Genomic DNA, 25,625 nt, shown 5'->3' on the forward strand with positions numbered 1-25,625 from the left:
AGCAGCGCGCCAAAAAGTGCGACGGCGATTACCCGTTCACGCGGCAAACGTTCAAATTTTTATTTCGTTGCTGATGCCGTGGGGGACGTGGCCGGTGGCGACCACATCGCGGGCTTTTTCACAGTGGCCGGGTTGATCATCGAAGAACACGTCGGCTGCGAAGGCTTCGAGAAACGCGGATTTTTCCAGGCCGCCAAGGAACAGCGACTCGTCCAGGCGGATGTCCCATTCGCGCAGTGTACGAATCACCCGCTCATGAGCCGGCGCCGAGCGCGCCGTGACCAATGCAGTGCGAATCGGACAGGCTTCCTCGGGAAACTCGCGCTGCAACAGATTGAGCGCCGCCAGGAACGGTTTGAACGGGCCGCCGCGCAATGGCTCGCGGGCCGACTGGCGCTCACTGGCTTGAAAGGCTTCAAGACCGCCCGATTGGTAAACGCGCTCCGATTCGTCAGAAAACAGCACGGCATCGCCATCAAACGCAATGCGCAGTTCGGCGCTGGCGGCACGTCGCGCCCCGCCCGAGAGAATGGTCGCTGCCGCGAAACCGGCATCCAGGGCACTGCGCACATCCTCGGCGTGCGTGGAAAGAAACAGATGGCAGCCGAAGGCTGCCAGATAAGGATAAGGGCTGCGACCGCCGACGAATGCCGCGCGGGAAATGTCCAGGCCGTAATGCTGAATCGAGTTGAACACCCGCAAGCCCGTGTCGGCGCTGTTGCGGGAAACCAGGATGACCTCGACCCGCGCCTTGCTCATGCTCGCATTGAGGCTCAACAGCTTCTGCACCAACAGAAACGCATCGCCGGGCTCAAGGATCTCGTCTTCATGAGCGATCTGATATTTGCGGTACGCCGCGACGCCGTCCGCCATGTAGATCGCGTGACTGTCACGCAGGTCGAACAAGGCGCGGGAGGAAATCGCCAGGACCAGCTTGTTGCCTTGATCGTTTGCCATGAGTCCGCCTTGCAGCCTGATCAGCTGTTTCGTGTATTGATAAAAGCCAGCACCTGATACAGCATGCGCACACGCGGCATGTCACAGCCCGCCTGCGCGGCCGCCGCCAGTGGCACAGCGTAGATAGCCTCAAGTTCGAGGGGACGCCGCTCGTGAAAATCGTGATACATGCTGGGTCGATAGTCCGGCATTTTCTCGGTGACGGCGAACAGATGGTCGGCGAAACCGTCGGGCAACACGTGGCCGCATGCCTGGGCGCCCTGCACCACCTCGGCCATCAGCGCCTGGATCAGCTCGCGACTTTGCGGATCCGTCATCAGCGGCGTGGTGCTGGCTTGCAGCAACGCCGACAACCCGTTGTAGGGGATGTTCCAGACCAGCTTCTGCCAGCGCGCCAGTTGCAGGTTGGGCATGGCATGCGCGTCGAGGCCGGTGGAGCGGAGCAGGTTCGCGCCCTCTTCCACCCACGCAAGTTGGCCGGCCGCATCGTTTGCCGGACCGCTGTGATAACCCAGGCTCACGGCGCCAAACGCCTGATGCGCGACGATGCCGGGTGCCGTGCGGTGCGCGCAGACGAAACATAGGCCGCCCAACAGGTGCAGCGAATCAGGTAGCCGGCTGCGCAGGCTGTCTTCGACACCAAGGCCATTTTGCAGAACCAGCACCTTGGCCCCAGGTGCAGCGGCCTGCGCAATGGCCGGTGCCAGTTCGGCGTTGCTGGTGGCTTTGGCGCCTACCAGCAGCCAATCGCACAGGGGCATGTCTGCGGCGCAGGAATACGCCTGTACCGGATTCAGCGTCAGTTCGCCAAACACCGCGCTGTCCACGCGCAAGCCGTGTTGCGTCACCGCGGCAAATTCACTGCGCAGCAAAAAATGCACATCGAAACCGGCGCGTGCCAGCATCACGCCATAAAAACCGCCGATGGCGCCGGTGCCGATAATTCCGATTCGGGGTCGCGTCACGTCATGGCTCATGCCGATCTCCTTGCTTGTTGATGGCCGGGCTCAGGGCAGTTCATCGGGTTCACGGATCAATCCCAGGTTCAAGGCGGCGCGGATTGCGCTCTCGGTGAGCGGCGCACGCAGCGCGCCGAAAAACTCGCCGTCGCGCACGATGAACAATGCCGGCAGATGAAACACTTCATAGCGCTCTACCGCGCCGCCGTTTTCCTCGGCATCGATCCAGCACAATCGCTGCACCGGTAAACCCAGTCGGGGCAGCTGTTGCCGGGCATAACGGCAGCTTGCACAACCGACGCTGGTGAAGATCAGCAGCGAGATGCCAGGCAATTGCAGCAGTTGTTGGTCGACATCAAAGTCGCTCAGTTCAAGCTGATCCAAGAAAACGCCTCCTGTAAGGCAGCACACTATCCGTTTCCCCGCGGGTGCTTGCAAATATCCTTGTAACGCCCGCAGACCAAAAAACCTGCATTAACAGTGACCATCCAGCCTTTACCAAGGGATAAAGCGGTGTTTGCCCATTGTCGAACAACGGCCTAACGCGCTAAGGTTCCGCTCCCCGCTGCGCTCCAATCATGCTGGCTTCGCCGCACGGGCTACGTTGGCGGCCAGCACCGTGACCTGATGAGAACACGATGGCTGATCTACCGATTGACGACCTCAACGTTTCTTCCAACGAGACTCTGATCACGCCGGATCAGCTCAAGCGCGAAATCCCGTTCTCCGCTGCTGCTCTGCGCACCGTGAGCCAGGGCCGCGAAGTCATCCGCAACATCCTCGACGGCAAGGATCATCGCCTGTTCGTGGTGATCGGGCCGTGCTCAATCCACGACATCAAGGCTGCCCACGAATACGCCGAACGCCTCAAAGCGTTGGCTGCGGAAGTGTCTGACACCTTGTATCTGGTGATGCGCGTCTATTTCGAGAAGCCGCGTACAACCGTCGGCTGGAAAGGTCTGATCAACGATCCGTACCTGGATGACTCGTTCAAGATTCAGGACGGCCTGCACATCGGTCGTCAATTGCTGCTGGATCTGGCTGAAATGGGCCTGCCGACCGCAACCGAAGCGCTGGACCCGATCTCCCCGCAATACCTGCAGGACCTGATCAGCTGGTCGGCCATCGGTGCGCGCACCACCGAATCCCAGACTCACCGGGAAATGGCTTCGGGCCTGTCCTCGGCCGTCGGCTTCAAGAACGGCACCGATGGCGGCCTGACCGTGGCGATCAACGCCTTGCAGTCCGTTTCCAGCCCGCACCGGTTCCTGGGCATCAACCAGGAAGGCGGCGTCTCCATCGTGACCACCAAGGGCAACGCCTACGGTCATGTGGTGCTGCGCGGCGGTAACGGCAAGCCAAACTATGACTCGGTGAGCGTTGCGCTCTGCGAGCAGGCGCTGAACAAGGCCAACATCAAGCCAAACATCATGGTCGATTGCAGCCACGCCAACTCCAATAAGGATCCGGCCTTGCAGCCGCTGGTCATGGAAAACGTCGCCAACCAGATTCTGGAAGGCAACCAATCGATCATCGGCCTGATGGTTGAAAGTCATTTGAACTGGGGTTGTCAGGCAATTCCGAAAGATCTGTCTGAACTGCAATACGGCGTATCCGTGACCGATGCCTGCATCGATTGGGAAAGCACCGAAAAAACCTTGCGCAGCATGCACGCCAAACTCAAGGATGTGCTGCCCAAGCGCGAACGCGCTTAAGCCTGCACGCAGAAACAAAAACGCCGGGCATTTGCTCGGCGTTTTTCATTGCACGGTCAGTCGAAGGCGTAAGTCAGATCTTGGCGGCCTGGCGCTGGTTACGTTCCATGTAACGCTCGACATAGGAACATGACGGAATCACGGTGTATCCCATTCTGTCGGCGTAATCGAGCGCCTGCTCGGTAAGCGCCGCAGCGATACCCCTGCCACGCAGGGCATTGGGTACGAAGGTCCGGTAAATATCCAGAGTCTGCTTACCCAGGTCCATATAGGTCAGGTAGGCACGGTGACCTTCAATATTGATCTCGAACTGGTGACCGTTCTGATCATGGTGGATGGACAACGCCTCGCTCATCACTACTCCTCGCGGGTCTTGGAATTGGACCCCTACCTTACCGATGTTTTTCCGGCGAAGGAACATCTACGCCACCCCGTGCCTGTTTTGGACACCGAGAAGAGCTTTGCTGATCCCAACAAAAGAGCACCTGCAAATAGTAGGCGTCATTGGGGAATATGCTCAAGCGTGTCTACCGCAAAAAATCGCGATTGAACATCTGACGACGCAGATAGTTATGCCGATCCTCACCGAATCTTGTCGATTGAGACGTGCGGGCCAATTGAAAGTCACGTCGGCATGGGTCAGGTACATCAACAATCAGCCGCAGCCGTTAATGGCAAAGGCGCGCGTCATTGACTAACGTTGGGTGTAGGAACGTCGCTTTCGTTGGAGAGCCTGGCGATCCTGCGCGTCACAGCGAGCAGAAAGTGCACCGTCCCAAGACTGAATATTTTCTGGATAAATAGCGTGAGCAGTTTCACCGAACACTTTCAAAGCCAAGAAATTTTGTGCTTCTTGCGCTTGGTCAGTTTACTTACTACAAACAATGGGTAGTATGTACGCCGGTCATTTTCTCACTTTCGAGAGATGACTAAATTGAAAAAAAGTCCTTGAAGGGGAACACGATGAACAACGTTCTGAAATTCTCTGCTCTGGCTCTGGCTGCAGTTCTGGCCACCGGTTGCAGCAGCGTATCCAAAGAAACCGAAGCTCGCCTGACCGCTACCGAAGACGCAGCAGCTCGTTCGCAAGCTCGCGCTGATGAAGCTTATCGCAAAGCTGACGAAGCTTTGGCTGCAGCTCAAAAAGCTCAGCAAACTGCTGACGAAGCCAACGAGCGCGCTCTGCGTATGTTGGACAAGGCTAGCCGCAAGTAATAATCCCTCGGGATTATTGATTAGCCGACCCGGTTCCGGGTCGGCTTTTTTGTGGCCTATGCTTTACGGCGGAGGTGTTGGAAAGGGGCTTTTGTGGGAGAGGACTCGTCCTCGATAGCCAGTCCAGACGATCCGAATCCGCCTTACCTACCTGCGGTGCTGAAACGATAGCCATCGAGGACAAGTCCTCTCCCACAAGTAGACGGCATGACTTCGGATATACGTCTTACTGCAACGGCAGCGGGTTACTCGCAGCCACCGCCGAGCCCGGCACCGCGATCTCTACCGGCATGCCATCTTCAGCGGCCACGACGTCGCGAACCAGATCCCAGTTCATGCGCAGGTTATTGGCCAGGTCTTCGCGCTTGAGCAAGGCGTTGATCACTGCCGTGTGCTTATCGACGATCGATGGATTGCCGCTTTCGTCGAGCGGGGTGTGCGCTTCGAGATACACCTTGCCGCCGCTGATGCCAAATTTGTATGGCTCGCTCATGATCCGCACCGGCGTACCGACGGGGGCCATGCCCGCCAGTTCGAGCACGTTGTTGTTGTACATGCGGAAACAGCCATGGCTGGTGCGCATGCCAATGCCGAATTTCTTGTTGGAGCCGTGAATCAGGTAGCCGGGCAAACCCAGGCCGAACTTGAAGGGCCCCAGGGGATTGTCGGGACCGGCCGGGACCACGCCTGGCAACGGATCGCCATCAGCAGCGTGCTCGGCACGAATCGAAGCCGGCGGCGTCCAGGTCGGATTGGGCGTCTTGGCGATGACCTTGGTCACCGCAATCGGTGATCCCCAACCTTCGCGGCCGATGCCCAGCGGATAGGTATGTACGACGTTCTGGCCTTTGGGATAGTAGTAAAGGCGGTATTCGGCGAGGTTGATGACGATGCCTTCGCGCGGGCCCGGCGGCAGCACGAAGCGGGTCGGCAACACGATCTGTCGGCCTGCGCCCGGCAACCATGGATCGATGCCCGGGTTGGCCGCGATCATCTCCAGATAACCCAGATCGTACCGGGTCCCCAGGTCGGCGAAGGTATCTTCATATTTGGCTGTAACCGTCTGCACCTGGCCGACGATATCTTCGCCAGGCGGTGGCAGTGGAAATTCCAAAGCGGAAACGGAGCCCGCCGCACAGAGTGCAGCAAGCGACAGACAGCGGGTAACGGCTGGAATGCGCGACAACATCCGGGAAATCCTTGGCAACGACGGCGGGTAGAAAGAAGCGAATTGTACACCGCTGCCAAGGCAATCGGGAGGCGGCGTGCTATTACTCGTTGAAGCGCAATTCCGGCCAGATCGGCCGTGTCCCACGCTTCTGCGACTCGACAATGGCACGGCACAATGAGCACAGGCGCTCATCGCGAAATACCGTCCTTTCCACGGCTGACCAGCGCGGCTGAGCTGGCAGCAACGTGCCACACAACGTCCGGTCGATGGTGCCGCCCAGCTCAAGTTGCCGGGCGACCAGATGCACCTTTACTTCCTGGCACGCGAACAGGTCGAGCTGTTCATCAGGCTCGATCAGTTGATAGGCATACAGGGACCAGGCGGGACGGGGCATGGAGGGCTCCAGATCGGGGGGCGCCACCTTAGCCCAAAGCCCCCCGCTAGAAAAGCCTCAAAGCAGCGGTTTTAGCGTCGGCCAGACATTTTCCAGCAACTTGCCCTGGGCTCCGGCAGCCGGATGCAGCCCATCGGCCTGCATCAACTCGGGAATGCCGCCCACGCCTTCGAGGAAAAACGGCACCAGCGGCACCTTCTTCTCTTCTGCAAGGTTGCTGTAGACCGCCTTGAACGCATTGGTATAACGCGGCCCGTAGTTGGGCGGGATCTGCATGCCCAGCAGTAACACCTTGGCGCCCGCCTCCCTGGACTTGTCGATCATCGTTGCAAGATTTTGTTGCAAAGAAGCTGGCTGCTGGCCACGCAGGCCATCATTGCCGCCCAATTCGAGGATCACCAGTTCCGGCTTATGCTCTGCAAGCAGCGCAGGCAGCCGCGCCTGACCTCCGGCACTGGTGTCGCCACTGATGGAGGCATTGACCACTTTGTCGGTGAAACCTTCCTGTTTCATGCGTTGTTCCAGCAACGATACCCATCCCACGCGGGTATCCAGGCCGAAAGCCGCGCTGATACTATCCCCAACGATCAACACCGTGCCCGCCGCCGCTCCTTGTGACAGCAGCAGCAACCCCAGGCCAGCACTTAAAAACCACGCACGCATCGGATTCTCCATGAGTGAAAGTATTCTCAGTGCTCTGAGCCTCAGTAAAGTGGTCCCCAGCACCGAAGGTGACCTGACCATCCTGCACGAACTCTCCCTGGAACTAAACAAGGGCGACAGCCTGGCCATCGTTGGCGCCTCGGGTTCGGGCAAATCCACGCTGCTCGGTTTGCTCGCCGGCCTCGACCTGCCCAGCGCTGGTGCCGTGGTTCTGGCCGGCCGCAACCTCAGCGAGCTGGACGAAGACCAGCGCGCCCGGGTGCGCTCCGAACACGTGGGTTTTGTGTTTCAGTCGTTCCAGTTGCTGGACAGCCTGAATGCGCTGGAAAACGTCATGCTGCCCATGGAGCTCAAAGGCCGCAACGACGCCCGCGAACAGGCCCGCGTACTGCTTGAGCGGGTGGGTCTGGGCAAACGCCTGACTCACACGCCGCGTCAGCTGTCCGGTGGCGAGCAGCAGCGGGTCGCCATTGCCCGCGCTTTCGCCGCCGACCCTGACGTGTTGTTCGCCGATGAGCCGACCGGCAATCTGGACAGCCACACCGGCGAACGGATCAGCGATCTGCTGTTCGAACTGAACAAGGAGCGCGGCACGACCCTGGTTCTGGTTACCCACGACGAGCGCCTGGCCCATCGCTGCCGACGCCTGATCCGACTCGAAGGTGGCCGTCTGGTCGCCCCACTGGAGCCTTGATGGCACGCCTGCCTTTTGTTCGCCTGCTCAACCTCGCTGTCCGCCAACTGCTGCGCGATGCTCGCGCCGGTGAATTGCGGGTGCTGTTCTTTGCCCTGCTGGTGGCCGTTGCCGCCAGCACTACCATCGGTTATTTCGGCGCCCGCCTGAACGGCGCCATGCTGATGCGCGCCACCGAGTTTCTCGGCGCCGACCTGGTGCTCGAAGGATCAAGCCCGGCCAAGCCGCAGCAGATTGAGGCAGGCCAAGCACTCAAGCTCGATCATTCTCAAGTGGTGATTTTTTCCAGCGTGATTGCCACTGATGCCGGCATCCAGCTGTCCAGCGTCAAAGCCGTCGATACTGCTTACCCGCTACGCGGCGAACTGAAGAGCGCGGCCGACCTGTATCAACCCGAGCAAGTCAGCCAGGGCCCCAAACCCGGAGAAGCCTGGGCTGAATCGCGGATGTTTCCCGCCGTTGACCTGAAAATCGGCGACGACATCGATGTTGGTTCCAAAACCCTCAAGCTCACTCGGGTGCTGACCTACGAACCGGACCGAGCCGGCAACTTCTACAGCCTCACGCCGCGAGTGATGATCAATCTGGCGGACTTGCAGGCCACTGGCGTCGTGCAGCCGGGCAGCAGGGTCAGCTTTCGAGAAATGTGGAGCGGCCCGCCTGAAGCCCTCGCGGCCTATCGCAAAGCCATCGAGCCGGGCATGGAGCCGCATCAGGAAATCAAGGACGCGCGTGACGGTAGCCAACAGATCGGCGGCGCACTGGGCAAGGCCGAACGTTATCTGAACATGGCGAGTCTGGTGGCCGTGCTGCTGGCCGGGGTCGCCGTGGCATTGTCGGCATCACGCTTCGCCGTGCGGCGCTTCGATGCCAGCGCGCTGATGCGCTGCCTGGGCCTGTCGCGTAACGAAGCATTGCTGCTGTTCAGTCTGCAACTGGCGATGCTTGGGTTGCTGGCCAGCCTGAGCGGCGCGTTACTGGGTTGGGTCGCGCAACTCGGGTTGTTTGCCCTGCTGCATGACTTGCTGCCTGCCGCTGTTCCGCCCGGTGGTCTGATGCCCGCAGTGGCGGGTATCGGCACCGGACTGGTGGCACTGGCCGGCTTCGCCCTGCCGCCGCTTGCCGCCCTGGGCCGGGTTCCACCCTTGCGCGTGCTGCGCCGGGACATGCTGCCAATCCCCGCCAGTTCCTGGCTGGTGTATGGCGCTGCATTGCTGGCGCTGGGCCTTATCATGTGGCGATTGAGCCTGGATCTGGTGCTGACGTTCGCCCTGCTCGGCGGCGGCGTGATCGCTGCCGTGGTCCTTGGCGGCCTGCTGTTACTGGCTCTGAAAAGCCTGCGTCGTCTGTTGGCGGGCGCTTCGTTGCCGTGGCGCCTTGGCCTGGGCCAGTTGCTGCGCTATCCACTGGCCGCAGCAGGACAATCCCTGGCTTTTGGCCTGATCCTGTTGTCGATGGGCTTGATCGCGTTGTTGCGCGGCGAACTACTCGACACCTGGCAAAACCAGCTGTCCAAGGACGCGCCGAATTACTTTGTGCTCAATGTGCTGCCTGACGACAAGGACCGCTTCAGCCAACAGTTGACGCAGATCTCTTCTCATTCGGCGCCGTTGTACCCCGTCGTGCCAGGCCGCTTGATGAACATCAATGACAAGCCGGTCAGCGATTTTGTCACCAAGGATTCCCGTGGCGAAAACGCCACGCGCCGTGACCTGAACCTGACCTGGGCCGCTGACTTGCCAGAAGGCAACACGGTCACGGCTGGCAATTGGTGGCAGGCACCGGCCGACGCCTCTGCCGCGACAACGCCGGGGGTTTCGGTGGAGTCCAAACTGGCCGAAAGCCTGAGCATCAAGATGGGCGATCGACTGAGTTTCAATGTCGGCGGGCTGACCCGTGACGCTGTGGTCACCAGTTTGCGGGACATCAATTGGGACACGTTCCAGCCCAACTTCTTCATCATCTTCGAACCCGGCACCCTGCAGGATCTGCCCACCACTTACATGACCAGTTTTTACCTGCCGCCGGGCAAGGACAAACAGATCGTCGACCTGTCGCGCACGTTCCCCTCGATCAGCCTGCTGGGCGTCGAAGCATTGCTGGCACAGGTGCGCAGCATCCTCGATCAGGTCACTTTGGCGGTGCAGTTCGTCTTGCTGTTCGTGCTGGCGGCGGGCATTGCGGTGCTGTTCTCGGGCTTGCAGGCAACGCTTGACGAGCGCATCCGCCAGGGCGCGCTGGTGCGGGCACTGGGTGCCGAGCGCAAGTTGCTGGTCAAGGCGCGGCGCATCGAGTTCGGCCTGTTGGGCGCGGTGAGCGGCCTGCTGGCAGCGCTGGGTTGTGAACTGGTGAGCTTCGCCCTGTATCGCTACGCCTTCGATCTGGTCTGGTACCCGCACGCATGGCTGCTCTTGCTGCCGGTGATTGGTGCGCTGCTGGTCGGTGGCGCGGGCGTGTTCGGCACGCGGCGGGCGCTGAATGTCAGCCCGCTGACGGTATTGCGCGAAGGTTGAATACTGCGGCGCTGCTTCGCTGGTCGGCTTGATCAGCGAGGCAGCCATCAGCCCGGATAGGTAATGCTATTGATCCACCACAGCATTTCGCCATTCGGGGTCTGCACCACGGCTTCATCGCCCTCTTCTTTCTTCAGCAGCGCGCGAGCCATCGGTGAGTCGATGGAGATGTAATCATTGCGACCGTAAATCTCGTCGTAACCCACCACGCGGAATTTCTTGATCTCCCCCGCTTCGTTCTCGATCTCGACCCAGGCACCGAAAAATACCCGGCCCTCCTGCTCCGGCGAGTAGGCAACCACACGCACGTCCTCAAGACGCTTGCGCAGATACCTGACTCTGCGATCGATTTCCCGCAGCAGCTTCTTGTTGTATTGGTAGTCGGCGTTTTCACTGCGATCACCCAGCGACGCCGCCCACGTCACCTTGCGCGTGGTGTCCGGCCGCTTTTCCCGCCACAGGTAATCCAGCTCCTGCTTCAGCGCGTCATGCCCTTCCTTGGTAATGATGTTGGTGCTCAAGACGGTTTTCTCACTCTCGAAAATCTCCAACTGGATCGGATCGCGAATCGGCAGCGAGTATAGATCACAGTCATCCTGCGGCAATGCAGTTGTCGCGTGGATCGAGCAGGGGAAAAAAGTGGGCAGACGCACCAACGCCAGCCGTCCCCCCTTTTTTGCCGGGGACGAAATGCGCCCGGTCACAATACCGAGAAGTTGTAGCTCACGATCAAACGTGTCTCATCCACGTCCCGGGCAAACTTCTCGTAGTTGGTCCGGTAGGTTGCATTGCGTAAGCGCAGACTGACATCGCGAAATGTTCCGCCCTGCACCACGTACTTGAGTTCGCTGTCGCGCTCCCACTCTTTGCCCTCCCGCTCGCTGCCCAGTACCTTGATGTGGTCACCGCTCACATACCGGGTCAGGAAACTCAACCCATTGATACCAATGCCCTTGAAATCGTAGTCGTAACGCAATTGCCAGGACCGCTCCTGAGCCGCAGCGAAGTCGTTGACCTGCACGTAGTTCACCAGATACGGATTCGTCCCATCCAGATAAGGCATGGAATTGTCGCCATTCATGCGCTGCCAACCGGCACTGAACGTGTGGCCGCTGATGGCATAAGCGAGCATCCCGCTAAGGGCGCGGTTATCGATGGAACCGGCGCGAGCATCGCCACTGTCATCACTCTTGAGCACACGCAAATCAGCCTTGAGTGACCCAGCGGCCAATGGCTGGGAGGCCAACAGGCCAACGAAATGCTGACGATAGATATCGTCCAGCTGCGCATAGTGATACTGGGCGGTCAGGTGGTCGTTGATTTTGTAGTCGAAGCCGTACATGTCGAAATGGTCGGCGGTGGTATTGCAGGCATAGCGTTTATTCTTGCAATGCACGCGAATGTCTTGGGAGTCGGTGGAGTCCCGGGCAGTGTACTTGTCGAGGCGTGCGGCCATGACGGTCAGATTCCTGATCTCTCTGGACGTCAGCAGTGCACCGTTGAACATCGTTGGCAGCAGGCGGCCGTCGTTGTACTTGAGCAGGGGAACATCCGGCAACAATGCGCCGTATTTCAATACGCTGTCGGCGATGCGTAGCTTGCCGGTGAGCCCCAATTTGGCGTACTGGTCTTTCGAACCACGGGGATTTTCGCCCGTGGAAGGCAGCAAGCCGCTGTTACTGCTGTCGGCACTGGAGTCCAGCTTGATCCCGAACATGCCCAACGCATCGATCCCGAAACCGACGGTGCCTTCTGTGTAGCCCGATTGCAGATTGAGAATGAAACCCTGAGCCGACTCTTCCCGTTTGGAAGCGCCCTGATCGGTGGACGTGTGCCCGTCACGGAAGTCGCGATTGAAGTAAACAGTGCGCGATTCGACTTTTGCTGTCGTGTCGTCGATGAAGCCGCTTGCTTGAACCTGAGCGGAAAAACCGGCGTACAGAAACAGAGCGCCACAGCCGAGTGAACGGCGCGCCATGATGAAAGGAAATGGGGGACGCATGAAAAAAAGCTCCAACAGTGCAGCGTTCGCGCGAAGCGCAATTAGCCAGATAAATAGCCTTCACCCGGACAACGAATTGGCCGGGATGAAGTAGTGACACGAGGTGAGAAAGGATAATGGCAGAAGGCTTTTGGTCCTTACAGGCGACTTTAGTCTGCAAGTGACCGGTGCTTTTGATGGTGCGCGAGCGCTCTATTCCGGCCGTTTACAGCAGGCAATGAGGGTGTGCGCCGTAGATCTGCACGTGCTGCGCAATCGTCAAACGTCACTCAGCAGCGAGTAATCAATCCCTGCCGCGCAATACGCGTCAGGTTCCGAATCATCTCCTCGGCATGTTCGGCATCCGGCGCTTGCAGCACAGCCAGGTCGAATTGATCGTCCTTGAACTCTGCGAGGGATTGCAGGGTGTCGACAAACTGGATCAGGAACGCATGTGGCCCGCCATTGCGCCGTGGCCAGCCATCCAGATAGCGCAGCAATGTCGGCTGATGTGAGCCGCCAAGCAGGATCTTTGGATTTTTACGGGCGAATTGAGTAGCGATGGGGGAGATACGAACAACGGGATGCAGACGGGTCATGATGTTATGTCTCAGCCTCAATAAATCCGCTGGGCAGCGGTGAGAGGCAACACCGAACCAACGCTTTAGCGGTATTTCGAAGTCCTGAGACTTCTATCGGCAAGCATCATGCTCACCTGGCGCCCCGCAAGTAGTTGTTTAAATCGGCGCATGAGCAGCATCGTAGAGAAGCCGTCGGCTAATTGTCAAATGCCATCGTTCGGAGTTTTTCTGCCGGTGTTGTTGATTGGTTGAGTACATATCCATTGCTGCGGTTACAGCGACAACGGATATGCACGCATTCCCCTGCAGGACCGAATTTATCCGCGAGACAGGTGGAATGCGATCCGAAAAGGTCGGGACTCAATCAGTCACCAATAGCCCGATCCACCGACACCTTGCCCGCACCCTCGATCAATACCGCAACAACGCCACCCAACAACGCCAGGGCAAATTCATAACCGTTGTTGGCCATGAACAACCCGTGACTGATATGTACCGAGAAAATCGCCACCACCAGCGTCAGCGCCAGCACTACAGCAGCCGGACGGGCCAGCAGGCCGATCACCAGGCCCAGGCCGCCGAAGAACTCCGCACTCCCTGACAGCAACGCCATGAGATAACCCGGAGTCAGACCCAGGCTGGCCATGTATTGCCCGGTGCCTTCCAGGCCATAACCGCCAAATGCGCCAAACAGCTTCTGGCTGCCGTGAGCGATAAAAATGATCCCGACCAGGATACGCACGATGGTCAGGCCGTAACCGGCACGGGTAGTGAAAACTGCTTTGATCAGAGGGCTCATGCTGTTCATTCCATTAGTGAAGTAATGGCGCCATCATAATCGTATTTACTCATGTGATAAGCGCATAAAACCCATCATACCTATCAGTTACTTCGATTATTTTCTGACGGTCAGTTTTCCGGGTCGGGTGTCTTCCAGTGAATCGCGCTCGCGATCAAATGCCAGATAGTATTTGTTCACACTATTAACGTAGCTCACCACGCCCATTCCAGCCTGTTCCATCGCCACGCGCTCGGTCTGGAAAAACCATTGATCCGGATTCAAGCCGCGCCGCCTGGCCTCGACACGCATACCTTGCACACGCTCCGGGCCAAGGTTGTACGCGGCCAGGGTAAAGGCCATGCGTTCGCGCTCGTTGAACCTGGGGCCGGCAAAAAACTTGCGGCGGATCAACGCGAGGTATTTGGCACCGGCCTGGACATTGTTGTCTGCCGTCTGGATATTGCCGACGCCGACCCGCTGCGCCGCCGACGGCGTAATCTGCAGCAGCCCGGTTGCGCCGCCGCTGCCTCTGGCGCCCGGATCCAGCGCCGACTCCTTGAACGCCAGAGCCGCCAGATTCAGCCAATCCATGCCCTGAGCGTCTGCATGGCGCTGCAACATCGGGCGCAGTTCTTCCAGACGCTGGCGATCCGCGCGGGCCAGCGGGTTGTGGACGCGATACAGATTTTTGTAGGCCTTCTGGAACGCAACGTCCTGATTGGCGGGTGCACGATAGGTCTTGAGGAAACTGTCGATAGTGGCGTGCAACACCGATGCATCCTGGCGCACGTACCAGTTCATGTCGCTGCCGGTGCTCAGGGTCAACGCCCGGTCGACGCGCAGTTTCGGCATGACCCGCACCCAGCGCTCGGCAATCGGTTGCTCCACGACCGTCAGGTGAAAGATCCCCGCCTGGACCATTTCCAGCACATCTTCCACCGCCAGACTCGGGTCGACCCACTCGATCTTCACCGGCGGCAGCTTGCGCAACGCCAGGCGCTGGTTCAATTGATGCACCGCTTCATCGGCGGCGCTGCCCGCAGAAAGACTCAAGGTACGGCCGGACAATTGCTCCACATGCTTGAAAGCACGCTCGCCCTTGACTCCGATCAGCACCAACGGCACCTGGCTGACGATAGGCGCGCTGGCCTCAATGCCCTTCACGCCCGTGGCATCGAGCAATTCACCGGGCGCGACCAGATCGCCCTCGCCGCGTCGCAACGCGCTGAGCAACTGAGTCTTGGCTTTGGGAATGATTTTGAAAGTGATCTGCTGGCCGTCGCGGGAATGACTGTTGAGGTATTTCTCGAACGCCTGGAGTCGGTGATATTCGACGCCGGTTTCCTCGCCCTTCGCATCGCCGGAACTGTTGCGGCTCTGGTTGACCAGCACACGCAAAACCTTGCTGCTGCGGATAGCGGCCAGATCCCGGACCTGGGTTTTGTGTTGCACCAGTTGCGGACCAGCCTGACGCGCGCTCGCCGGGAACGGTGCCAAGGCCATCAGAAAAACGACAGGGACAATCAAGGCTCGGATCATTCACTCTCCAGGGAAATGCCGGTCGAAAAGCACGAAACAACAGGGGAATTGCAGGCACGGGTTAGGCGCGACTGCTCTTGAATCGATCAACCTGACTGAGCAACAGCACTCAACCAGTTGAAATATCTAGGTTTTATTATTAGCCACGAAGCTCTGATATCCTCAGCGGTCTCCGGCTTGAGGTAGCACCATGCAACTCATCGACATCGGCGTCAATCTGACAAATCCCAGCTTCGCCTCGCAACGACAGGCGGTTCTCGATCGCGCCTATGCTGCGGGCGTCTGCCAACTGGTCGTGACCGGCACCAGCATCGAAGGCAGCGAACAGGCTTTGCAGCTCTGCCACGAACTGGATGAGGATGCCCGGCACCTGTTCAGCACTGCGGGAATTCATCCCCATTCAGCGAGCGATTGGACCACCGATACCGAGCAACAGTTGCGTGCCCTGCTCAAAGAAGATCGCGTGCGCGCGGTTGGCGAATGCGGCCTGGATTTCAATCGGGACTTTTCGCCACGCCCGCAGCAGGAAAAAGTCCTGGAGGCGCATCTGGCGCTGGCCGTGGAATTGCAATTGCCGGTATTTCTTCACGAACGCGACGCCAGCCAGCGTCTGCTGGAAATCCTGCGTGACTATCGCGACCGTCTGCCCGCCGCAGTCGTGCACTGTTTTACCGGCGAACAGCGGGCCTTGTTCAGTTATCTGGATCTGGATCTGCACATCGGCATCACCGGCTGGATCTGCGATGAACGGCGTGGCACGCACCTGCATCCGCTGGTCCGCGACATTTCCCGTGGCCGCTTGATGCTGGAAAGCGATGCGCCCTATCTGCTGCCGCGTACCTTGCGACCCAAGCCGAAAAACGGCCGCAACGAGCCGGCCTATCTGCCCGAAGTGTTACGCGAAGTGGCCCTGCATCGGGGTGAAACCGAGGAAGATCTGGCCGCACACAGCAGCCGCTGCGCACGCAGCTTTTTCGACTTGCCCCAGCTTGCGGACGCTCACGTCTAACGTGCGCTTGACCCAAATCAACATATTCTCTGATCATTGGCCCATCATGGTGGCACCTTGCCGCACGTCTACCCACGACTAACCAAAGAAGACCTCTTATGGGCACCTGGCTTAGCAATCTTTCGCTGAAGTACAAGTTCTGGGCCGTGAACGCGGTCGCCTTCATTACCACGCTGTTGCTGGTGATCTATGCCTCGCAACTCGAACAACAGGCACGCGTCGATGGCGCTCGTCAGTCCGCCCAGGCGCAAGCGCGACTGATCGGTTCGTGGCCTGCCGGGCAAGCGGTTCCCGCTGGCAATGAGGTGCTGGTGTTCCCTCAGGGTCAAACGCCGAAGTTCAAGGAGCAGTCATTGCCGCAACTGGCCAGCGGCACTGGCTGGGTCGAGCTGAACCTGCAAACGTCCACCGATGACAACACGCTGATCGGCGCTCAGGTCGTGGCGCGTGCCGACGGCCAGCGCGTTGCGATCCTGGCCTTCGCGCCAAGCGTGACGCAAGTTCTGCAAGCCCGCTTCGTCAACTACGCCGTTGCCGTATTCGTGCTGATGCTGGCCATGCTCTGCGCATCGCAATTACTGATTCGCTTCCTGCTCAGTCAGCTCAACACGCTCAAGGATGTGATGCTGCACGTCGAGAAAAGCGGCGATCTGTCGGCCCGAGTGCCGCTGACTGGCGATGATGAAGTGGGCCAGATGGCCAAGGCGTTCAACGCGATGCAGGCCGGTTATCAGCGCGTGGTCAACATTGTCGCCCAGACCGCTGCACGTCTGGATCAGGGCGCTGCGCATCTGGCGGCGGGCATGAATGACGTGCGCCACGGCATGCTCGGCCAGCAGAGCGAAACCGATCAGGTTGCCACCGCGATCAACGAGATGTCCGCCACCGTTTATCACATTGCCCAACACGCCAGTACCACGCGTGACCAGTCACAGACTGCCGACACCCTGGCCGGCGGCGGCAAGGCCGTGGTCGAGCGCGTTCAATTGTCCATCGCGGGTTTGTCCACCGGCGTGCAGCAAACCGCCGAGATGATCCAGCGCCTGGCCGAAGACAGCCAGAAAATCAACGGCGTGGTCGGCGTGATTCACAGCATTGCCGAACAGACCAACCTGTTGGCGCTCAACGCGGCTATCGAGGCCGCACGGGCCGGTGAAATGGGCCGTGGCTTCGCCGTCGTGGCCGATGAAGTGCGCAACCTGGCCAAGCGGGTGCAGTCCTCCACCGACGAAATCACCACCATGGTTTCCGCGCTGCAGGCCGGAACTCGCGACGCAGTGGATTTCATGCAGGACAGCTCGTTCAAGGCCGACGAGTGTGTGCAACAGGCTCAGGAAGCTGGCGATGCACTCGCCGCTATCGCCGGTGCGGTTGCACAGATGCGCGAGAGCAACACGCAGATCGCCGTCGCCGCGCAGCAGCAAAGTCAGGTTGCCGAAGACATGAATCGCGCCGTGGTCAGCATTCGTGATGTGACGGAACGCACCGTGAACCAGACCGTGGATTCTGCCACCACCAGCGGCGAGCTTGCGACTCTGGCCGGAGAGCTGAGCAAGGCCATCGGTCAACTCAAGCTGTAACGGCAACGGCCCTATTGCACCGATAGTCAGGCTTGATTCGCGGCCTTCACGAGTCAGGCCTACTCTTCAGGTATCGATTTGATGCAGTGAAGAGGACAGCAGTAATGGCCAAGCGATTAACCAATCTCCACATGTGGTCATGGCACGCCGACAATCATCGTCCTCCGGCCAACTTCGTATTGAATGTCATCGCGCGACCGCTGTTTATCGTCGCGGCGCTGCTGATCTTCGACGGCCTGATTTCCTGCAGCTTTTCATCGCTGGCAATTGGCGTGATCGGCTTGATTGCGGGCCTGGGGATTCAGCGGCACGGGCAGTAAGCCCCGCTGGAGCGAGGCTTGCCCGCGAAGGCATTTTGTCAGGCGAAATATTTGCTGCACATGCGCCGACGCCTTCCCGGATAAATCCGGTCCTACAGAATCGCGTCGTTTTCGGGGTTGTGCGTCTCCTACCCAAATACCGTCACCGTCTGCCGACTGATCGCTATCAATTCTCCGGCGGGCGACCAGAGCATTGCGGCCGTGTGGCCGTAGCCGTCGCGGGCGTGTTCGATCACGGCGCGATACGTGCACCAGTCATGGATGCTCAGCTGCGGTAGCGGCTGGACGAATTCGATGGTCCAGGTCAGCGAACTGCCCGGGGCAGGTTTGCTCAAGTGCGGCAGCAGCGCTGGCGGCCAGGTGTCGACCAACGCCAGCAGATGGGCTTCGGTAAGCCGTCCGTCCTCGACTTCGCGAAAGCGTACATAACCGCCGATGGCAGGCGAAGGCGTATTGCTGAATGGCATCCCGCCCAGGCCCCAGCGGATATCCATGAAACGCAGATACTCGGGCATCACGCCGCTGATAAACGGCATCTGTGTGCATTGTTCAAAAGGTTTGAGGCTCGGTGCCGGATCGGCTTGCACGGCAATCACCGACTCGCGCGGCGCACCGAAGCTGCCTTGCATCAGCGTCATGACCTGACCGTTTTGCATGGCGCGGCCCAGCACCTGGCTGACCGCCTTGCCTTCACGCAGGACTTCGACTTCGAACGAAATCGGCACATCCGGCTCCGCAGGCCCGACGAAGGTGATTGCCAGGGAGCGCACTGGCCGGTCTTGCGGGACCTTCGCGCGCATGGCCTCGTATTGCAACGCGGCCATCAAGCCACCAAAACATGCCCTTCCCTGCCCCCATTCGGCCGGAATCGAGACCGACAGCGGGTTATCGTTGACTGCGTTGACCAACCCGGAAAAGTTCATGCACACCACCAGAAAATGAAGGATCTAAAATCTGCAACGATCTTAACCAGCAGTTGATCGGCATGCAGGCTCCATATCCGCCATTTCTGCGGGGTGATTGCAAAAGGTCACTAAACAGTGGTTCAAGACTTGCCGTTGAAGCACGCCTTTGCGAGACGCTTGAGTGATACGTCAGCTTTTTTCTCTGCGCGCACGATGCCCAGATGCCAACCGGCAATGCAGGGTGCCAGATCCCGTTGCTGCCCGGCCTGCGCCAGCCATTGCAGGTGATCGTGCCAGTTACCCAATGTCCCTTGGGCCTCTTTCAGGCGCGCCTGAGTCTTGGCCGATTGATGACTGAGTTGCGGATAAGCTTCAGCGGCATAGCGCACCCGTTTTATCAGCAAACGCAGACGATGTCGGTCATGGGCAGGATCGGCCATGGCTTCGCTGAGCTTTTTCCATTGTTTGTCCATGCGTTTTTCGATGCTCTGGCGCAAACCACGCAACAGTTTCTGGCGCTGCTGAACGCGAATGAAACACGGAAATTGATCGAGCATGCCAAACAACCGGTTGAGCTCCGTCGATTGCGCCACGCGCTGATACGCCTGGCCGACTTGATCGGTACGCCAGCGCGCCGCTTCGTCCATGCCCAGTTCGGCGAGGTGGGCGGCCAGCACCTCCATGTCCCGCAGCGGCGTGGTCAATTGGCCGACCGCTTGGGCCGCCTCTTCCAGCTGCTCGACACCCGACAGCCCGCGCAACGGCCGCAGCAGGCTGCGCAGCCGACGTACCGTGGTGCGCAAATCGTGCAGCGCTTCGCTGTCGGTGGAAGCCGTGAGTCGTGCATGGCAGGCAAGCAGTTTGATGTCGAGGGTTAAAATCTCTGCGACCAGATGGTCGACCATCGATGACATATCTTGATCCTTATTCGGTTACTCAGTGGTGCCCTTGGCGGCCGACAGACGCCAGGGCAAACGACGTCGCAAACGTTTCAAACAGCGCCGTAGCTCAGCGGACGAGGTCGTACGCCCTGCATAGCGCTGCGCCTGAAATTCTTCGCAGAAGGCTTCGATCAGCTCCGCGTGTTCGGGCAGCGACAACCCGGCACGCCGGGCGAATTCCTCAACTCCTTCGCTTGGCATGCGCCGTAATCCGCGCCGCGCCAGCAAACGCTCGAAAGCATTGAACAGACGAAGTTGCGAGTCGCTTTCACGCTGCCATGGCTTGAAAATCCACAGCGCAACCAACGCGAGTGCCAAGCCGGCCGCGCCAATAAACGCCGGAGCTTCCAGGCCGGAGAACCAGCGATTGAACACTTGCAGCTGTTGTTGCCCCTGATAACCAAGGACCCAGCGCTGCCAGCCGTAGTTCAAATTATCCCAACTCAAGCGCAGGCCATTGATCCACGGCACGTTGCGATAGCGCAGCGCCGACATGGGCGAGTCTTCGAGAAACGCCTCGTCGGCGGCCAGCGCCTGCTCCAGCCCTTGTTCGATACGTTGCGGGGCCACCGCAGCGGTCGGATCGACGCTGCGCCAGCCAATGCCCGGTTGCCAGTATTCGACCCAGGCGTGGGCGTCGAACTGGCGCACGGTCAGGTAATTGCCGTCGGGGTTCAGCTCGCCGCCCTGATAACCCGCCACCACCCGCGCCGGAATCCCGGCTGCGCGCAGGACGAAGGTCATGGCCCCGGCGTAATGCGCACAGAAGCCGCGGCGGCTGTCGAACAGGAAACTGTCGATGCTCTCCGGCCCCAACGTCGGCGGCTTGAGGGTGTAATGAAACGACTCACGGCTGAAATAACCGAGCATCGCGTCGACCAGTGCGTCGGGTTTGGGATGGCTGCGCAGCAGGTCACTGGCCCATTGCCGCGCCTGGGGATTGCCCTTGGGCGGAAGTTGCAGGTCCTGGCGCTGGATATTGTCACTGAGTTGCCCATCGCGGGTCGCGTCCGGCCAGGAATTGACGCTATACAGCAATGACTGCTCCACCGGGCGTCGGCGTTGCAGGCGGAAGTCACTCATCTGGCGCACGTCCGGCAGGCTGCTCTCGCCGACGTCCAGGGTCGACAGCCAGGGACGCCCGCTGGGTTCCATGACAATGCTGTAACTCACGGCTTCGCCATGTTTTTGCCATTGCGGCAGCTGTACCGTTTGCGCGCGCCCGGCCTGGGACCAGCGCCGACCGTCGAACTGCTCAAGGGTCAGCGAGCGCCAGTACAACTGATTACGCGCCGGTATCGCGCCGTCGAAACTGGCGCGAAAGACCAGCGCGGCGGATTTGCTCAATTCCGCGATATCCCCCGGTGCCATGCTGTCGGAAAGCCCGGTGAGGGCCTTGTTACTCGGTTGCGGCAACGACCACAGCGGTTCCAGCCGGGGAAAGAACAGAAACAGCACCAGCATCAAGGGCACCGCTTGCAGCAACAATTTGAGCGCCAGCTTGAGGCTGTTGGCGGGGTTGCCCGGCGCATCGGTCTGCTGCAAACCGATCAGCGCGGCCAGCAGCGTGCTGACCGGCAACAGCGTGAAGGCCGCCCACAGCAGGCTGTCTTCAAACAGATAACCCACCACCACGCAGAAAAAGCCGAGAAAGATCAGCACCAGCGCATCACGACGAGTGTGCATTTCCAGCATTTTCAGGATGAACGCGGCAATCAACAGCGCCGCGCCGGCATCCAGTCCGACCAGACTGCCTCGGGCCAGATACACGCCGCCCGCCGTGCCCACCAGCAAGCCCGACTTGACCCAGGTGCCGGGAGGCCGCACACGCATGCGAAAAATCTGCACGCGCCACAGGCTGCACGCCAGCCACAGCCCAAGGATCGACCACGGCACATGGGTAATGAACGGCACGATCACCAAGGCCTGCGCCAGCAGCAACCACATCAGGCTGCCCCGGGGAATCGGCTGACTCAGCGCCGAATCAGCCTTCATGGCCGAGTACCGTAAAGCGCCAGAGCGCGCAGGCAGGCTTCGCGGTGCACTTCGCCGCTGTCCATTGGTGAAAGAAAACCCGGCAGACGCAGGGCAAATGGCTGATGACGCCGGGACAGGATCACCACCCAATAGCACAGCCGCGACAGGCGATCTTCGATATCACCGCCCAGCGCCATGAAATCCAGGCACAGGTCGTGGCCGCTCAAGTCCGTGAAATCCTTGACCAGCAGACCTTGCCCTCGGGACCAGGCCTTCCAGTGCATGCGCCGACGATTGTCGCCAGGCTGATAAGGCCGCAGGCCATGATAATCGTCCACGCCCGGCCGCTGAGTCGCTTCGCCTTCATCGTCGGCGTGGGGCTGAACGCCTTTGAGCAGCGGCATCGCCCCGCCAATCGGCCGGGGAAACACCAACGCGGTCTGTTCCAGGTCAAGCCAGCTCCACGCCCGCAGCAGACTCAAGGGGAATACGCTTTCGACCCGCAGACGCGGCGCGCGCAACCAGCCGCGATTTTCCGCAGGCAACGTCAGCTCGATCTCGACCAGGCCGTCGGCCATGACATCGACCTGCTGCAACTGGCTGGCGTCCCAACCCACGGCAATGGCTTGGCGGCTATGCCCGGCGCTTTCCAGGCGCAAGCGCAAGTGCACGGCCTCACCGACGAACACCGAGCGTGCCACGCCGGCGCTGAGAATCAGCCCGCTGACGTTGCGGTAGGTGTGCAAGATGCCCAGCACACTCATGGACATCAGCAGGAAGGTCAGGCCATACGCCAGACTGTTCTGGTAGTTGATCGCGACCAGCAACATCAAAAACAGCACCAGCGCGAACGTACCCCCGGTGCGTGTGGGCATGATGAAGATGCGCCGGTGATCGAGGGTGACGCGTGGCGCCGGGGGAATTCGCCGGGACAGCCAGCGTTGCCAGATCGGTTTGAGCTGTTCGATCAAAGCACCGGCACCTCGCGCAATAGCCACTGGACCAGCGCCCCGCTGCCATGCCCGGTGGATTCGGATCGCTCGCGCAAACGGTGGCCAACGACCGAGGGCAGCACGGCCTGCACGTCTTCGGGAATCACATAGTCGCGACCGATCAACAGCGCCCAGGCCCGTGCCGCCGACAGAATCGCCAGGCTGGCGCGGGGCGAAAGCCCGTAGGCGAATTGCGGCTGACTGCGCGTGGCATCCACCAGCCGCAACACGTAATCCACCAACGCATCGCTGGCCCTTCCTTGCCGCGCCTGCGCTTGCAACAACGCCAGCTCGGCATGGTTGAGCAAGGGTTGCAGGCGCGGCAGCAAATCCCGGCGCGATTCGCCCATGAGCAGGGCTTTTTCCGCCGATTTGGCGGGATAACCCAGGGAAAGCCGCATGAGGAAGCGATCCAGTTGCGATTCGGGCAAGGCGAAGGTGCCGCCCTGGCTGAACGGGTTCTGGGTCGCGATGACGAAAAACGGATCGGGCAGCAGGCGCGTCGCGCCCTCGATGGTCACCTGCCCTTCTTCCATGGCTTCGAGCAAGGCGCTCTGGCTTTTGGGCGTGGCGCGATTGATTTCGTCAGCCAGCACCAGTTCGGCGAAGATCGGCCCAGGATGAAAGGTGAACTGCCCGCTGTCGCGATCAAATACCGATGTGCCGAGAATGTCGCCCGGGAGCAGGTCCGAGGTGAACTGAATGCGCTGGAAGCTCAAGCCCAACACTTTGGCCAACGTATGGCTGAGCGTGGTCTTGCCCATGCCAGGCAAATCTTCGATCAATAAATGCCCACCGCCGAGCAGGCACGTCATGGCCAGTCGGACTTGCGGTTCCTTGCCTAGCACCACCTCATTGATGGCGTTGAGGCACTCATCGAGTTTCCTGCCCATAGAAAAACACTCTCCAGGCGACTGCCTCTGACCCATTGGCGTGCGAACGACGCAACATATGCAGCCACTTTAAGGTCAGCGTAGGTCGTTTCGCCAGAGCGGGGAGGGAAAAGCTTGGAGATGAGCCGTTTGCAGGCGGTGCGGCGGGGAAAGCCAGGCGTGAAATCCCAATCCGCAGGAGCAAATTTATTCGCGTAGGGCCGACACATCCAACAGAGATTCAGCGCCTGAAACATTGCTTCGCGAATAAATTCGCTCCTGCGGTGAAGGAGCGAATTGAAAAGGCTTATCGCCCGGCGCGGGACTCGCGGATATAGAAGCGCGCTTTTTCGGCTTTGCTGGTACAACCTTCGAAGGCCTCGAATTGCTGCTGGGTCTTGGCACCGGTCAGCAATGACAGGGCTTTGGAATAGCTGACGGTTCCGGCGAAGCCTTCAGCCTTGGCCAGGTCCAATTCGTGCCAGGCCGAGTCCAGTTGCGTGGCGCAGCTGTCGCGGTACCCGGTTTTGCCGGCGCAACCTGTTAAAACCAGAGCTAATAATGGCAGGCAGATCCAGGCTTTCATCGGTGTTACCTCGGGAATAAGAATCGAATGTGCGAGTTGGACGGTCCGGGCGTTTAAAAGTGCCGTAGAGCCGGGCCGCAAGAGTAACTGTTTTTTTGCCTGCAACAATGCTTCCCAGGCCGCCCGTGAAGTCCGATCATGCCTATTTGCGCGTAAGAACCATCCCTTCAGGAGCCCGACATGAAAAAACGCATCGCTTTGGTACTCGGCTCCGGCGGCGCACGCGGCTATGCGCATATCGGCGTCATCGAAGAATTGGAGCGGCGCGGCTACGACATCGCGTGTATCGCGGGCTGTTCCATGGGGGCGGTGGTCGGCGGCATCTACGCGGCGGGCAAGTTGCAGCAGTACCGCGCGTGGATCGAAAGCCTGGATTACCTCGATGTGTTGCGTCTGGTGGACGTCAGTTTTCGCCTCGGCGCCATACGCGGTGAGAAAGTCTTCGGCCAGATCCGGGAAATCGTCGGTGAAATCAATATCGAAGACCTGCGTATCCCTTACACGGCGGTGGCCACTGACCTGACCAATCAGCAGGAAATCTGGTTCCAGGAAGGTTGCCTGCATCAAGCGATGCGCGCGTCGGCGGCTATCCCCAGTTTATTCACGCCGGTCATGCAGGACGGCCGCATGCTGGTGGATGGCGGCTTGCTCAACCCGCTGCCGATTGTCCCCGTGGTGTCCAGCCATTGTGATTTGATCGTCGCGGTGAACCTGAACTCCACCAATCAGGGGCATTACCAGTTACCGGTCATCGAACGGCCGCCAGCGGTGAAGAAGCGTTTCGACAGCCTGATCAGCTCATTGGGTTCGCGCTTGCCGTTTCGCCGCAAGCTGGATACAGCGGGCGGCGATGTCCTGCGCCTGGAGCAGGACAGCCTCAAGTCCCGGGCGGCGACTATTGCCAACCCGTGGCTGGGCGAAGATTCGGCCGATCCGCAAGGGCAACAACCGGCGGCGGCCCCTCAGGGCGAGAGCGCGCCGAAATCCGCTACCGGTTCGGTCATCATCGATAACGTCGGCCCCGCCTCGCTGCTGGATCTGATCAACCAGAGCTTCGAGGTCATGCAGACCTCGCTGGCGCAGTACAAGATCGCCGGTTACCCGCCGGACATCCTGATCAACGTTCCCAAGCGGGTGTGCCGGTTTTTCGAGTTCTACAAAGCCCCGGAACTCATCGCGCTGGGCCGCGAAATTGCCAGCGATACGCTGGATCGGTATGAGGCCGAACGTAAGCGCTGAATAAACTCCGTAGGACCGGCTTTAGCCGGGAGGGCTAAGGT

Annotated in this window: 26 protein-coding genes; 8 read left to right on the forward strand and 18 right to left on the reverse strand. The window is 59.9% G+C overall.

Annotated elements, in window-relative coordinates; translation table 11 throughout:
* Window positions 1-51: 51 nt before the first annotated feature.
* The 3 genes from CFII64_RS02905 to CFII64_RS02915 are packed head-to-tail and all read right to left on the reverse strand — an operon-like array spanning window position 52 to window position 2,300.
* A complete protein-coding gene (locus CFII64_RS02905) occupies window positions 52-957 on the reverse strand; it encodes a 5'-nucleotidase (RefSeq protein ID WP_020289265.1) in 906 nt (301 codons plus the stop codon).
* A gap of 20 nt (window positions 958-977) precedes the next feature.
* On the reverse strand, window positions 978-1,934 hold the full coding sequence (locus CFII64_RS02910; protein WP_020289266.1) for a putative 2-dehydropantoate 2-reductase: 957 nt from the start codon (window positions 1,932-1,934) through the stop codon (window positions 978-980).
* A 30-nt stretch (window positions 1,935-1,964) separates the two neighbouring features.
* Entirely contained in the window at window positions 1,965-2,300 is a 336-nt protein-coding gene (locus CFII64_RS02915) for a co-chaperone YbbN (protein WP_020289267.1), read from the reverse strand.
* A 254-nt stretch (window positions 2,301-2,554) separates the two neighbouring features.
* Between CFII64_RS02915 and CFII64_RS02920 the strand changes: the two genes are divergently transcribed.
* Complete coding sequence (locus tag CFII64_RS02920) at window positions 2,555-3,631, forward strand: 3-deoxy-7-phosphoheptulonate synthase (RefSeq protein WP_020289268.1); 1,077 nt, start codon at window positions 2,555-2,557, stop codon at window positions 3,629-3,631.
* A gap of 73 nt (window positions 3,632-3,704) precedes the next feature.
* On the opposite strand, the gene CFII64_RS02925 is transcribed toward CFII64_RS02920, so the two are convergent.
* Window positions 3,705-3,986, reverse strand: coding sequence for a GNAT family N-acetyltransferase (locus CFII64_RS02925; RefSeq protein WP_020289269.1), 282 nt, complete (start codon window positions 3,984-3,986; stop codon window positions 3,705-3,707).
* Window positions 3,987-4,594: 608 nt separating this feature from the next.
* Here CFII64_RS02925 and oprI point away from each other — a divergent pair.
* Window positions 4,595-4,846, forward strand: coding sequence for an outer membrane lipoprotei OprI (gene oprI / locus CFII64_RS02935; protein WP_002553018.1), 252 nt, complete (start codon window positions 4,595-4,597; stop codon window positions 4,844-4,846).
* A 226-nt stretch (window positions 4,847-5,072) separates the two neighbouring features.
* Here oprI and CFII64_RS02940 read toward each other — a convergent pair whose 3' ends face one another.
* The 3 genes from CFII64_RS02940 to CFII64_RS02950 all read right to left on the reverse strand — a co-directional run bounded on the left by CFII64_RS02940 (window position 5,073) and on the right by CFII64_RS02950 (window position 7,074).
* A complete protein-coding gene (locus tag CFII64_RS02940; protein WP_020289271.1) occupies window positions 5,073-6,035 on the reverse strand; it encodes a L,D-transpeptidase family protein in 963 nt (320 codons plus the stop codon).
* Window positions 6,036-6,117: 82 nt separating this feature from the next.
* Window positions 6,118-6,411 (reverse strand): hypothetical protein, encoded by a 294-nt coding sequence (locus tag CFII64_RS02945; RefSeq protein ID WP_020289272.1) that lies wholly within the window; start codon window positions 6,409-6,411, stop codon window positions 6,118-6,120.
* 57 nt (window positions 6,412-6,468) lie between these two features.
* Window positions 6,469-7,074 (reverse strand): arylesterase, encoded by a 606-nt coding sequence (locus CFII64_RS02950; RefSeq protein WP_020289273.1) that lies wholly within the window; start codon window positions 7,072-7,074, stop codon window positions 6,469-6,471.
* A gap of 10 nt (window positions 7,075-7,084) precedes the next feature.
* On the opposite strand from CFII64_RS02950, the gene CFII64_RS02955 reads away from it, so the two are divergent.
* The gene (locus CFII64_RS02955; protein WP_020289274.1) at window positions 7,085-7,768 is read left to right on the forward strand and encodes an ABC transporter ATP-binding protein; all 684 of its coding nucleotides are present in this window, start codon (window positions 7,085-7,087) and stop codon (window positions 7,766-7,768) included.
* Complete coding sequence (locus tag CFII64_RS02960; RefSeq protein WP_020289275.1) at window positions 7,768-10,281, forward strand: ABC transporter permease; 2,514 nt, start codon at window positions 7,768-7,770, stop codon at window positions 10,279-10,281. Before CFII64_RS02955 ends, CFII64_RS02960 begins: the two co-directional genes overlap by 1 nt.
* 47 nt (window positions 10,282-10,328) lie before the next feature.
* Here the strand turns inward: CFII64_RS02960 and greB are convergent, their stop codons facing one another.
* The 5 genes from greB to CFII64_RS02985 form a co-directional block, all read right to left on the reverse strand.
* Window positions 10,329-10,802 (reverse strand): transcription elongation factor GreB, encoded by a 474-nt coding sequence (greB, locus tag CFII64_RS02965; protein ID WP_020289276.1) that lies wholly within the window; start codon window positions 10,800-10,802, stop codon window positions 10,329-10,331.
* 179 nt (window positions 10,803-10,981) lie between these two features.
* Window positions 10,982-12,283, reverse strand: a complete 1,302-nt coding sequence (locus CFII64_RS02970; protein ID WP_020289277.1) for an OprD family porin — start codon at window positions 12,281-12,283, stop codon at window positions 10,982-10,984.
* Window positions 12,284-12,552: 269 nt separating this feature from the next.
* Window positions 12,553-12,861 carry a hypothetical protein gene (locus CFII64_RS02975; RefSeq protein WP_020289279.1) on the reverse strand — a complete coding sequence of 103 codons (309 nt, stop codon included), beginning with the start codon at window positions 12,859-12,861 and terminating at the stop codon, window positions 12,553-12,555.
* Between the two features lie 346 nt (window positions 12,862-13,207).
* On the reverse strand, window positions 13,208-13,642 hold the full coding sequence (locus tag CFII64_RS02980) for a DoxX family protein (RefSeq protein WP_020289280.1): 435 nt from the start codon (window positions 13,640-13,642) through the stop codon (window positions 13,208-13,210).
* 96 nt (window positions 13,643-13,738) lie between these two features.
* Window positions 13,739-15,163: a transglycosylase SLT domain-containing protein gene (locus CFII64_RS02985; protein WP_020289281.1), complete on the reverse strand. Its 1,425-nt coding sequence runs from the start codon at window positions 15,161-15,163 to the stop codon at window positions 13,739-13,741.
* A gap of 190 nt (window positions 15,164-15,353) precedes the next feature.
* On the opposite strand from CFII64_RS02985, the gene CFII64_RS02990 reads away from it, so the two are divergent.
* From CFII64_RS02990 to CFII64_RS03000, 3 genes are all read left to right on the forward strand, one after another.
* Window positions 15,354-16,172 carry a TatD family hydrolase gene (locus tag CFII64_RS02990; RefSeq protein ID WP_020289282.1) on the forward strand — a complete coding sequence of 273 codons (819 nt, stop codon included), beginning with the start codon at window positions 15,354-15,356 and terminating at the stop codon, window positions 16,170-16,172.
* Between the two features lie 98 nt (window positions 16,173-16,270).
* Window positions 16,271-17,752 (forward strand): methyl-accepting chemotaxis protein, encoded by a 1,482-nt coding sequence (locus CFII64_RS02995; protein ID WP_020289283.1) that lies wholly within the window; start codon window positions 16,271-16,273, stop codon window positions 17,750-17,752.
* A gap of 104 nt (window positions 17,753-17,856) precedes the next feature.
* Window positions 17,857-18,072 (forward strand): hypothetical protein, encoded by a 216-nt coding sequence (locus CFII64_RS03000; protein WP_020289284.1) that lies wholly within the window; start codon window positions 17,857-17,859, stop codon window positions 18,070-18,072.
* Between the two features lie 128 nt (window positions 18,073-18,200).
* On the opposite strand, the gene CFII64_RS03005 is transcribed toward CFII64_RS03000, so the two are convergent.
* The 6 genes from CFII64_RS03005 to CFII64_RS03030 form a co-directional block, all read right to left on the reverse strand.
* Window positions 18,201-18,995: an acyl-CoA thioesterase II gene (locus CFII64_RS03005; protein ID WP_020289285.1), complete on the reverse strand. Its 795-nt coding sequence runs from the start codon at window positions 18,993-18,995 to the stop codon at window positions 18,201-18,203.
* Between the two features lie 122 nt (window positions 18,996-19,117).
* Window positions 19,118-19,891, reverse strand: a complete 774-nt coding sequence (locus CFII64_RS03010; RefSeq protein ID WP_020289286.1) for a CHAD domain-containing protein — start codon at window positions 19,889-19,891, stop codon at window positions 19,118-19,120.
* Between the two features lie 18 nt (window positions 19,892-19,909).
* On the reverse strand, window positions 19,910-21,913 hold the full coding sequence (locus CFII64_RS03015) for a DUF3488 and transglutaminase-like domain-containing protein (protein WP_020289287.1): 2,004 nt from the start codon (window positions 21,911-21,913) through the stop codon (window positions 19,910-19,912).
* A complete protein-coding gene (locus CFII64_RS03020; protein ID WP_156883144.1) occupies window positions 21,910-22,893 on the reverse strand; it encodes a DUF58 domain-containing protein in 984 nt (327 codons plus the stop codon). Before CFII64_RS03020 ends, CFII64_RS03015 begins: the two co-directional genes overlap by 4 nt.
* Window positions 22,863-23,780: a MoxR family ATPase gene (locus CFII64_RS03025; RefSeq protein WP_020289289.1), complete on the reverse strand. Its 918-nt coding sequence runs from the start codon at window positions 23,778-23,780 to the stop codon at window positions 22,863-22,865. The genes CFII64_RS03020 and CFII64_RS03025 overlap by 31 nt, the downstream gene beginning before the upstream one ends.
* A gap of 286 nt (window positions 23,781-24,066) precedes the next feature.
* Window positions 24,067-24,345 (reverse strand): hypothetical protein, encoded by a 279-nt coding sequence (locus CFII64_RS03030; RefSeq protein WP_020289290.1) that lies wholly within the window; start codon window positions 24,343-24,345, stop codon window positions 24,067-24,069.
* Window positions 24,346-24,525: 180 nt separating this feature from the next.
* On the opposite strand from CFII64_RS03030, the gene CFII64_RS03035 reads away from it, so the two are divergent.
* Complete coding sequence (locus CFII64_RS03035; protein WP_020289291.1) at window positions 24,526-25,584, forward strand: patatin-like phospholipase family protein; 1,059 nt, start codon at window positions 24,526-24,528, stop codon at window positions 25,582-25,584.
* The last annotated feature ends 41 nt before the right edge of the window (window positions 25,585-25,625 follow it).

Origin of the sequence: Pseudomonas sp. CFII64, from assembly GCF_000416235.1 — a bacterium.
Taxonomy (GTDB): Bacteria; Pseudomonadota; Gammaproteobacteria; order Pseudomonadales; family Pseudomonadaceae; genus Aquipseudomonas.

Excerpts from the sequence above, each read along its gene's own strand:
- CFII64_RS02905 (WP_020289265.1), bottom strand. The coding sequence starts at position 957 with ATGGCAAACGATCAAGGCAACAAGCTGGTCCTGGCGATTTCCTCCCGC.
- CFII64_RS02910 (WP_020289266.1), bottom strand. The coding sequence starts at position 1,934 with ATGAGCCATGACGTGACGCGACCCCGAATCGGAATTATCGGCACCGGC.
- CFII64_RS02920 (WP_020289268.1), top strand. The coding sequence starts at position 2,555 with ATGGCTGATCTACCGATTGACGACCTCAACGTTTCTTCCAACGAGACT.
- CFII64_RS02925 (WP_020289269.1), bottom strand. The coding sequence starts at position 3,986 with ATGAGCGAGGCGTTGTCCATCCACCATGATCAGAACGGTCACCAGTTC.
- oprI (WP_002553018.1), top strand. The coding sequence starts at position 4,595 with ATGAACAACGTTCTGAAATTCTCTGCTCTGGCTCTGGCTGCAGTTCTG.
- CFII64_RS02940 (WP_020289271.1), bottom strand. The coding sequence starts at position 6,035 with ATGTTGTCGCGCATTCCAGCCGTTACCCGCTGTCTGTCGCTTGCTGCA.
- CFII64_RS02945 (WP_020289272.1), bottom strand. The coding sequence starts at position 6,411 with ATGCCCCGTCCCGCCTGGTCCCTGTATGCCTATCAACTGATCGAGCCT.
- CFII64_RS02950 (WP_020289273.1), bottom strand. The coding sequence starts at position 7,074 with ATGCGTGCGTGGTTTTTAAGTGCTGGCCTGGGGTTGCTGCTGCTGTCA.
- CFII64_RS02955 (WP_020289274.1), top strand. The coding sequence starts at position 7,085 with ATGAGTGAAAGTATTCTCAGTGCTCTGAGCCTCAGTAAAGTGGTCCCC.
- CFII64_RS02960 (WP_020289275.1), top strand. The coding sequence starts at position 7,768 with ATGGCACGCCTGCCTTTTGTTCGCCTGCTCAACCTCGCTGTCCGCCAA.
- CFII64_RS02970 (WP_020289277.1), bottom strand. The coding sequence starts at position 12,283 with ATGCGTCCCCCATTTCCTTTCATCATGGCGCGCCGTTCACTCGGCTGT.
- CFII64_RS02975 (WP_020289279.1), bottom strand. The coding sequence starts at position 12,861 with ATGACCCGTCTGCATCCCGTTGTTCGTATCTCCCCCATCGCTACTCAA.
- CFII64_RS02980 (WP_020289280.1), bottom strand. The coding sequence starts at position 13,642 with ATGAGCCCTCTGATCAAAGCAGTTTTCACTACCCGTGCCGGTTACGGC.
- CFII64_RS02985 (WP_020289281.1), bottom strand. The coding sequence starts at position 15,163 with ATGATCCGAGCCTTGATTGTCCCTGTCGTTTTTCTGATGGCCTTGGCA.
- CFII64_RS02990 (WP_020289282.1), top strand. The coding sequence starts at position 15,354 with ATGCAACTCATCGACATCGGCGTCAATCTGACAAATCCCAGCTTCGCC.
- CFII64_RS02995 (WP_020289283.1), top strand. The coding sequence starts at position 16,271 with ATGGGCACCTGGCTTAGCAATCTTTCGCTGAAGTACAAGTTCTGGGCC.
- CFII64_RS03000 (WP_020289284.1), top strand. The coding sequence starts at position 17,857 with ATGGCCAAGCGATTAACCAATCTCCACATGTGGTCATGGCACGCCGAC.
- CFII64_RS03005 (WP_020289285.1), bottom strand. The coding sequence starts at position 18,995 with ATGAACTTTTCCGGGTTGGTCAACGCAGTCAACGATAACCCGCTGTCG.
- CFII64_RS03010 (WP_020289286.1), bottom strand. The coding sequence starts at position 19,891 with ATGTCATCGATGGTCGACCATCTGGTCGCAGAGATTTTAACCCTCGAC.
- CFII64_RS03015 (WP_020289287.1), bottom strand. The coding sequence starts at position 21,913 with ATGAAGGCTGATTCGGCGCTGAGTCAGCCGATTCCCCGGGGCAGCCTG.
- CFII64_RS03025 (WP_020289289.1), bottom strand. The coding sequence starts at position 23,780 with ATGGGCAGGAAACTCGATGAGTGCCTCAACGCCATCAATGAGGTGGTG.
- CFII64_RS03030 (WP_020289290.1), bottom strand. The coding sequence starts at position 24,345 with ATGAAAGCCTGGATCTGCCTGCCATTATTAGCTCTGGTTTTAACAGGT.
- CFII64_RS03035 (WP_020289291.1), top strand. The coding sequence starts at position 24,526 with ATGAAAAAACGCATCGCTTTGGTACTCGGCTCCGGCGGCGCACGCGGC.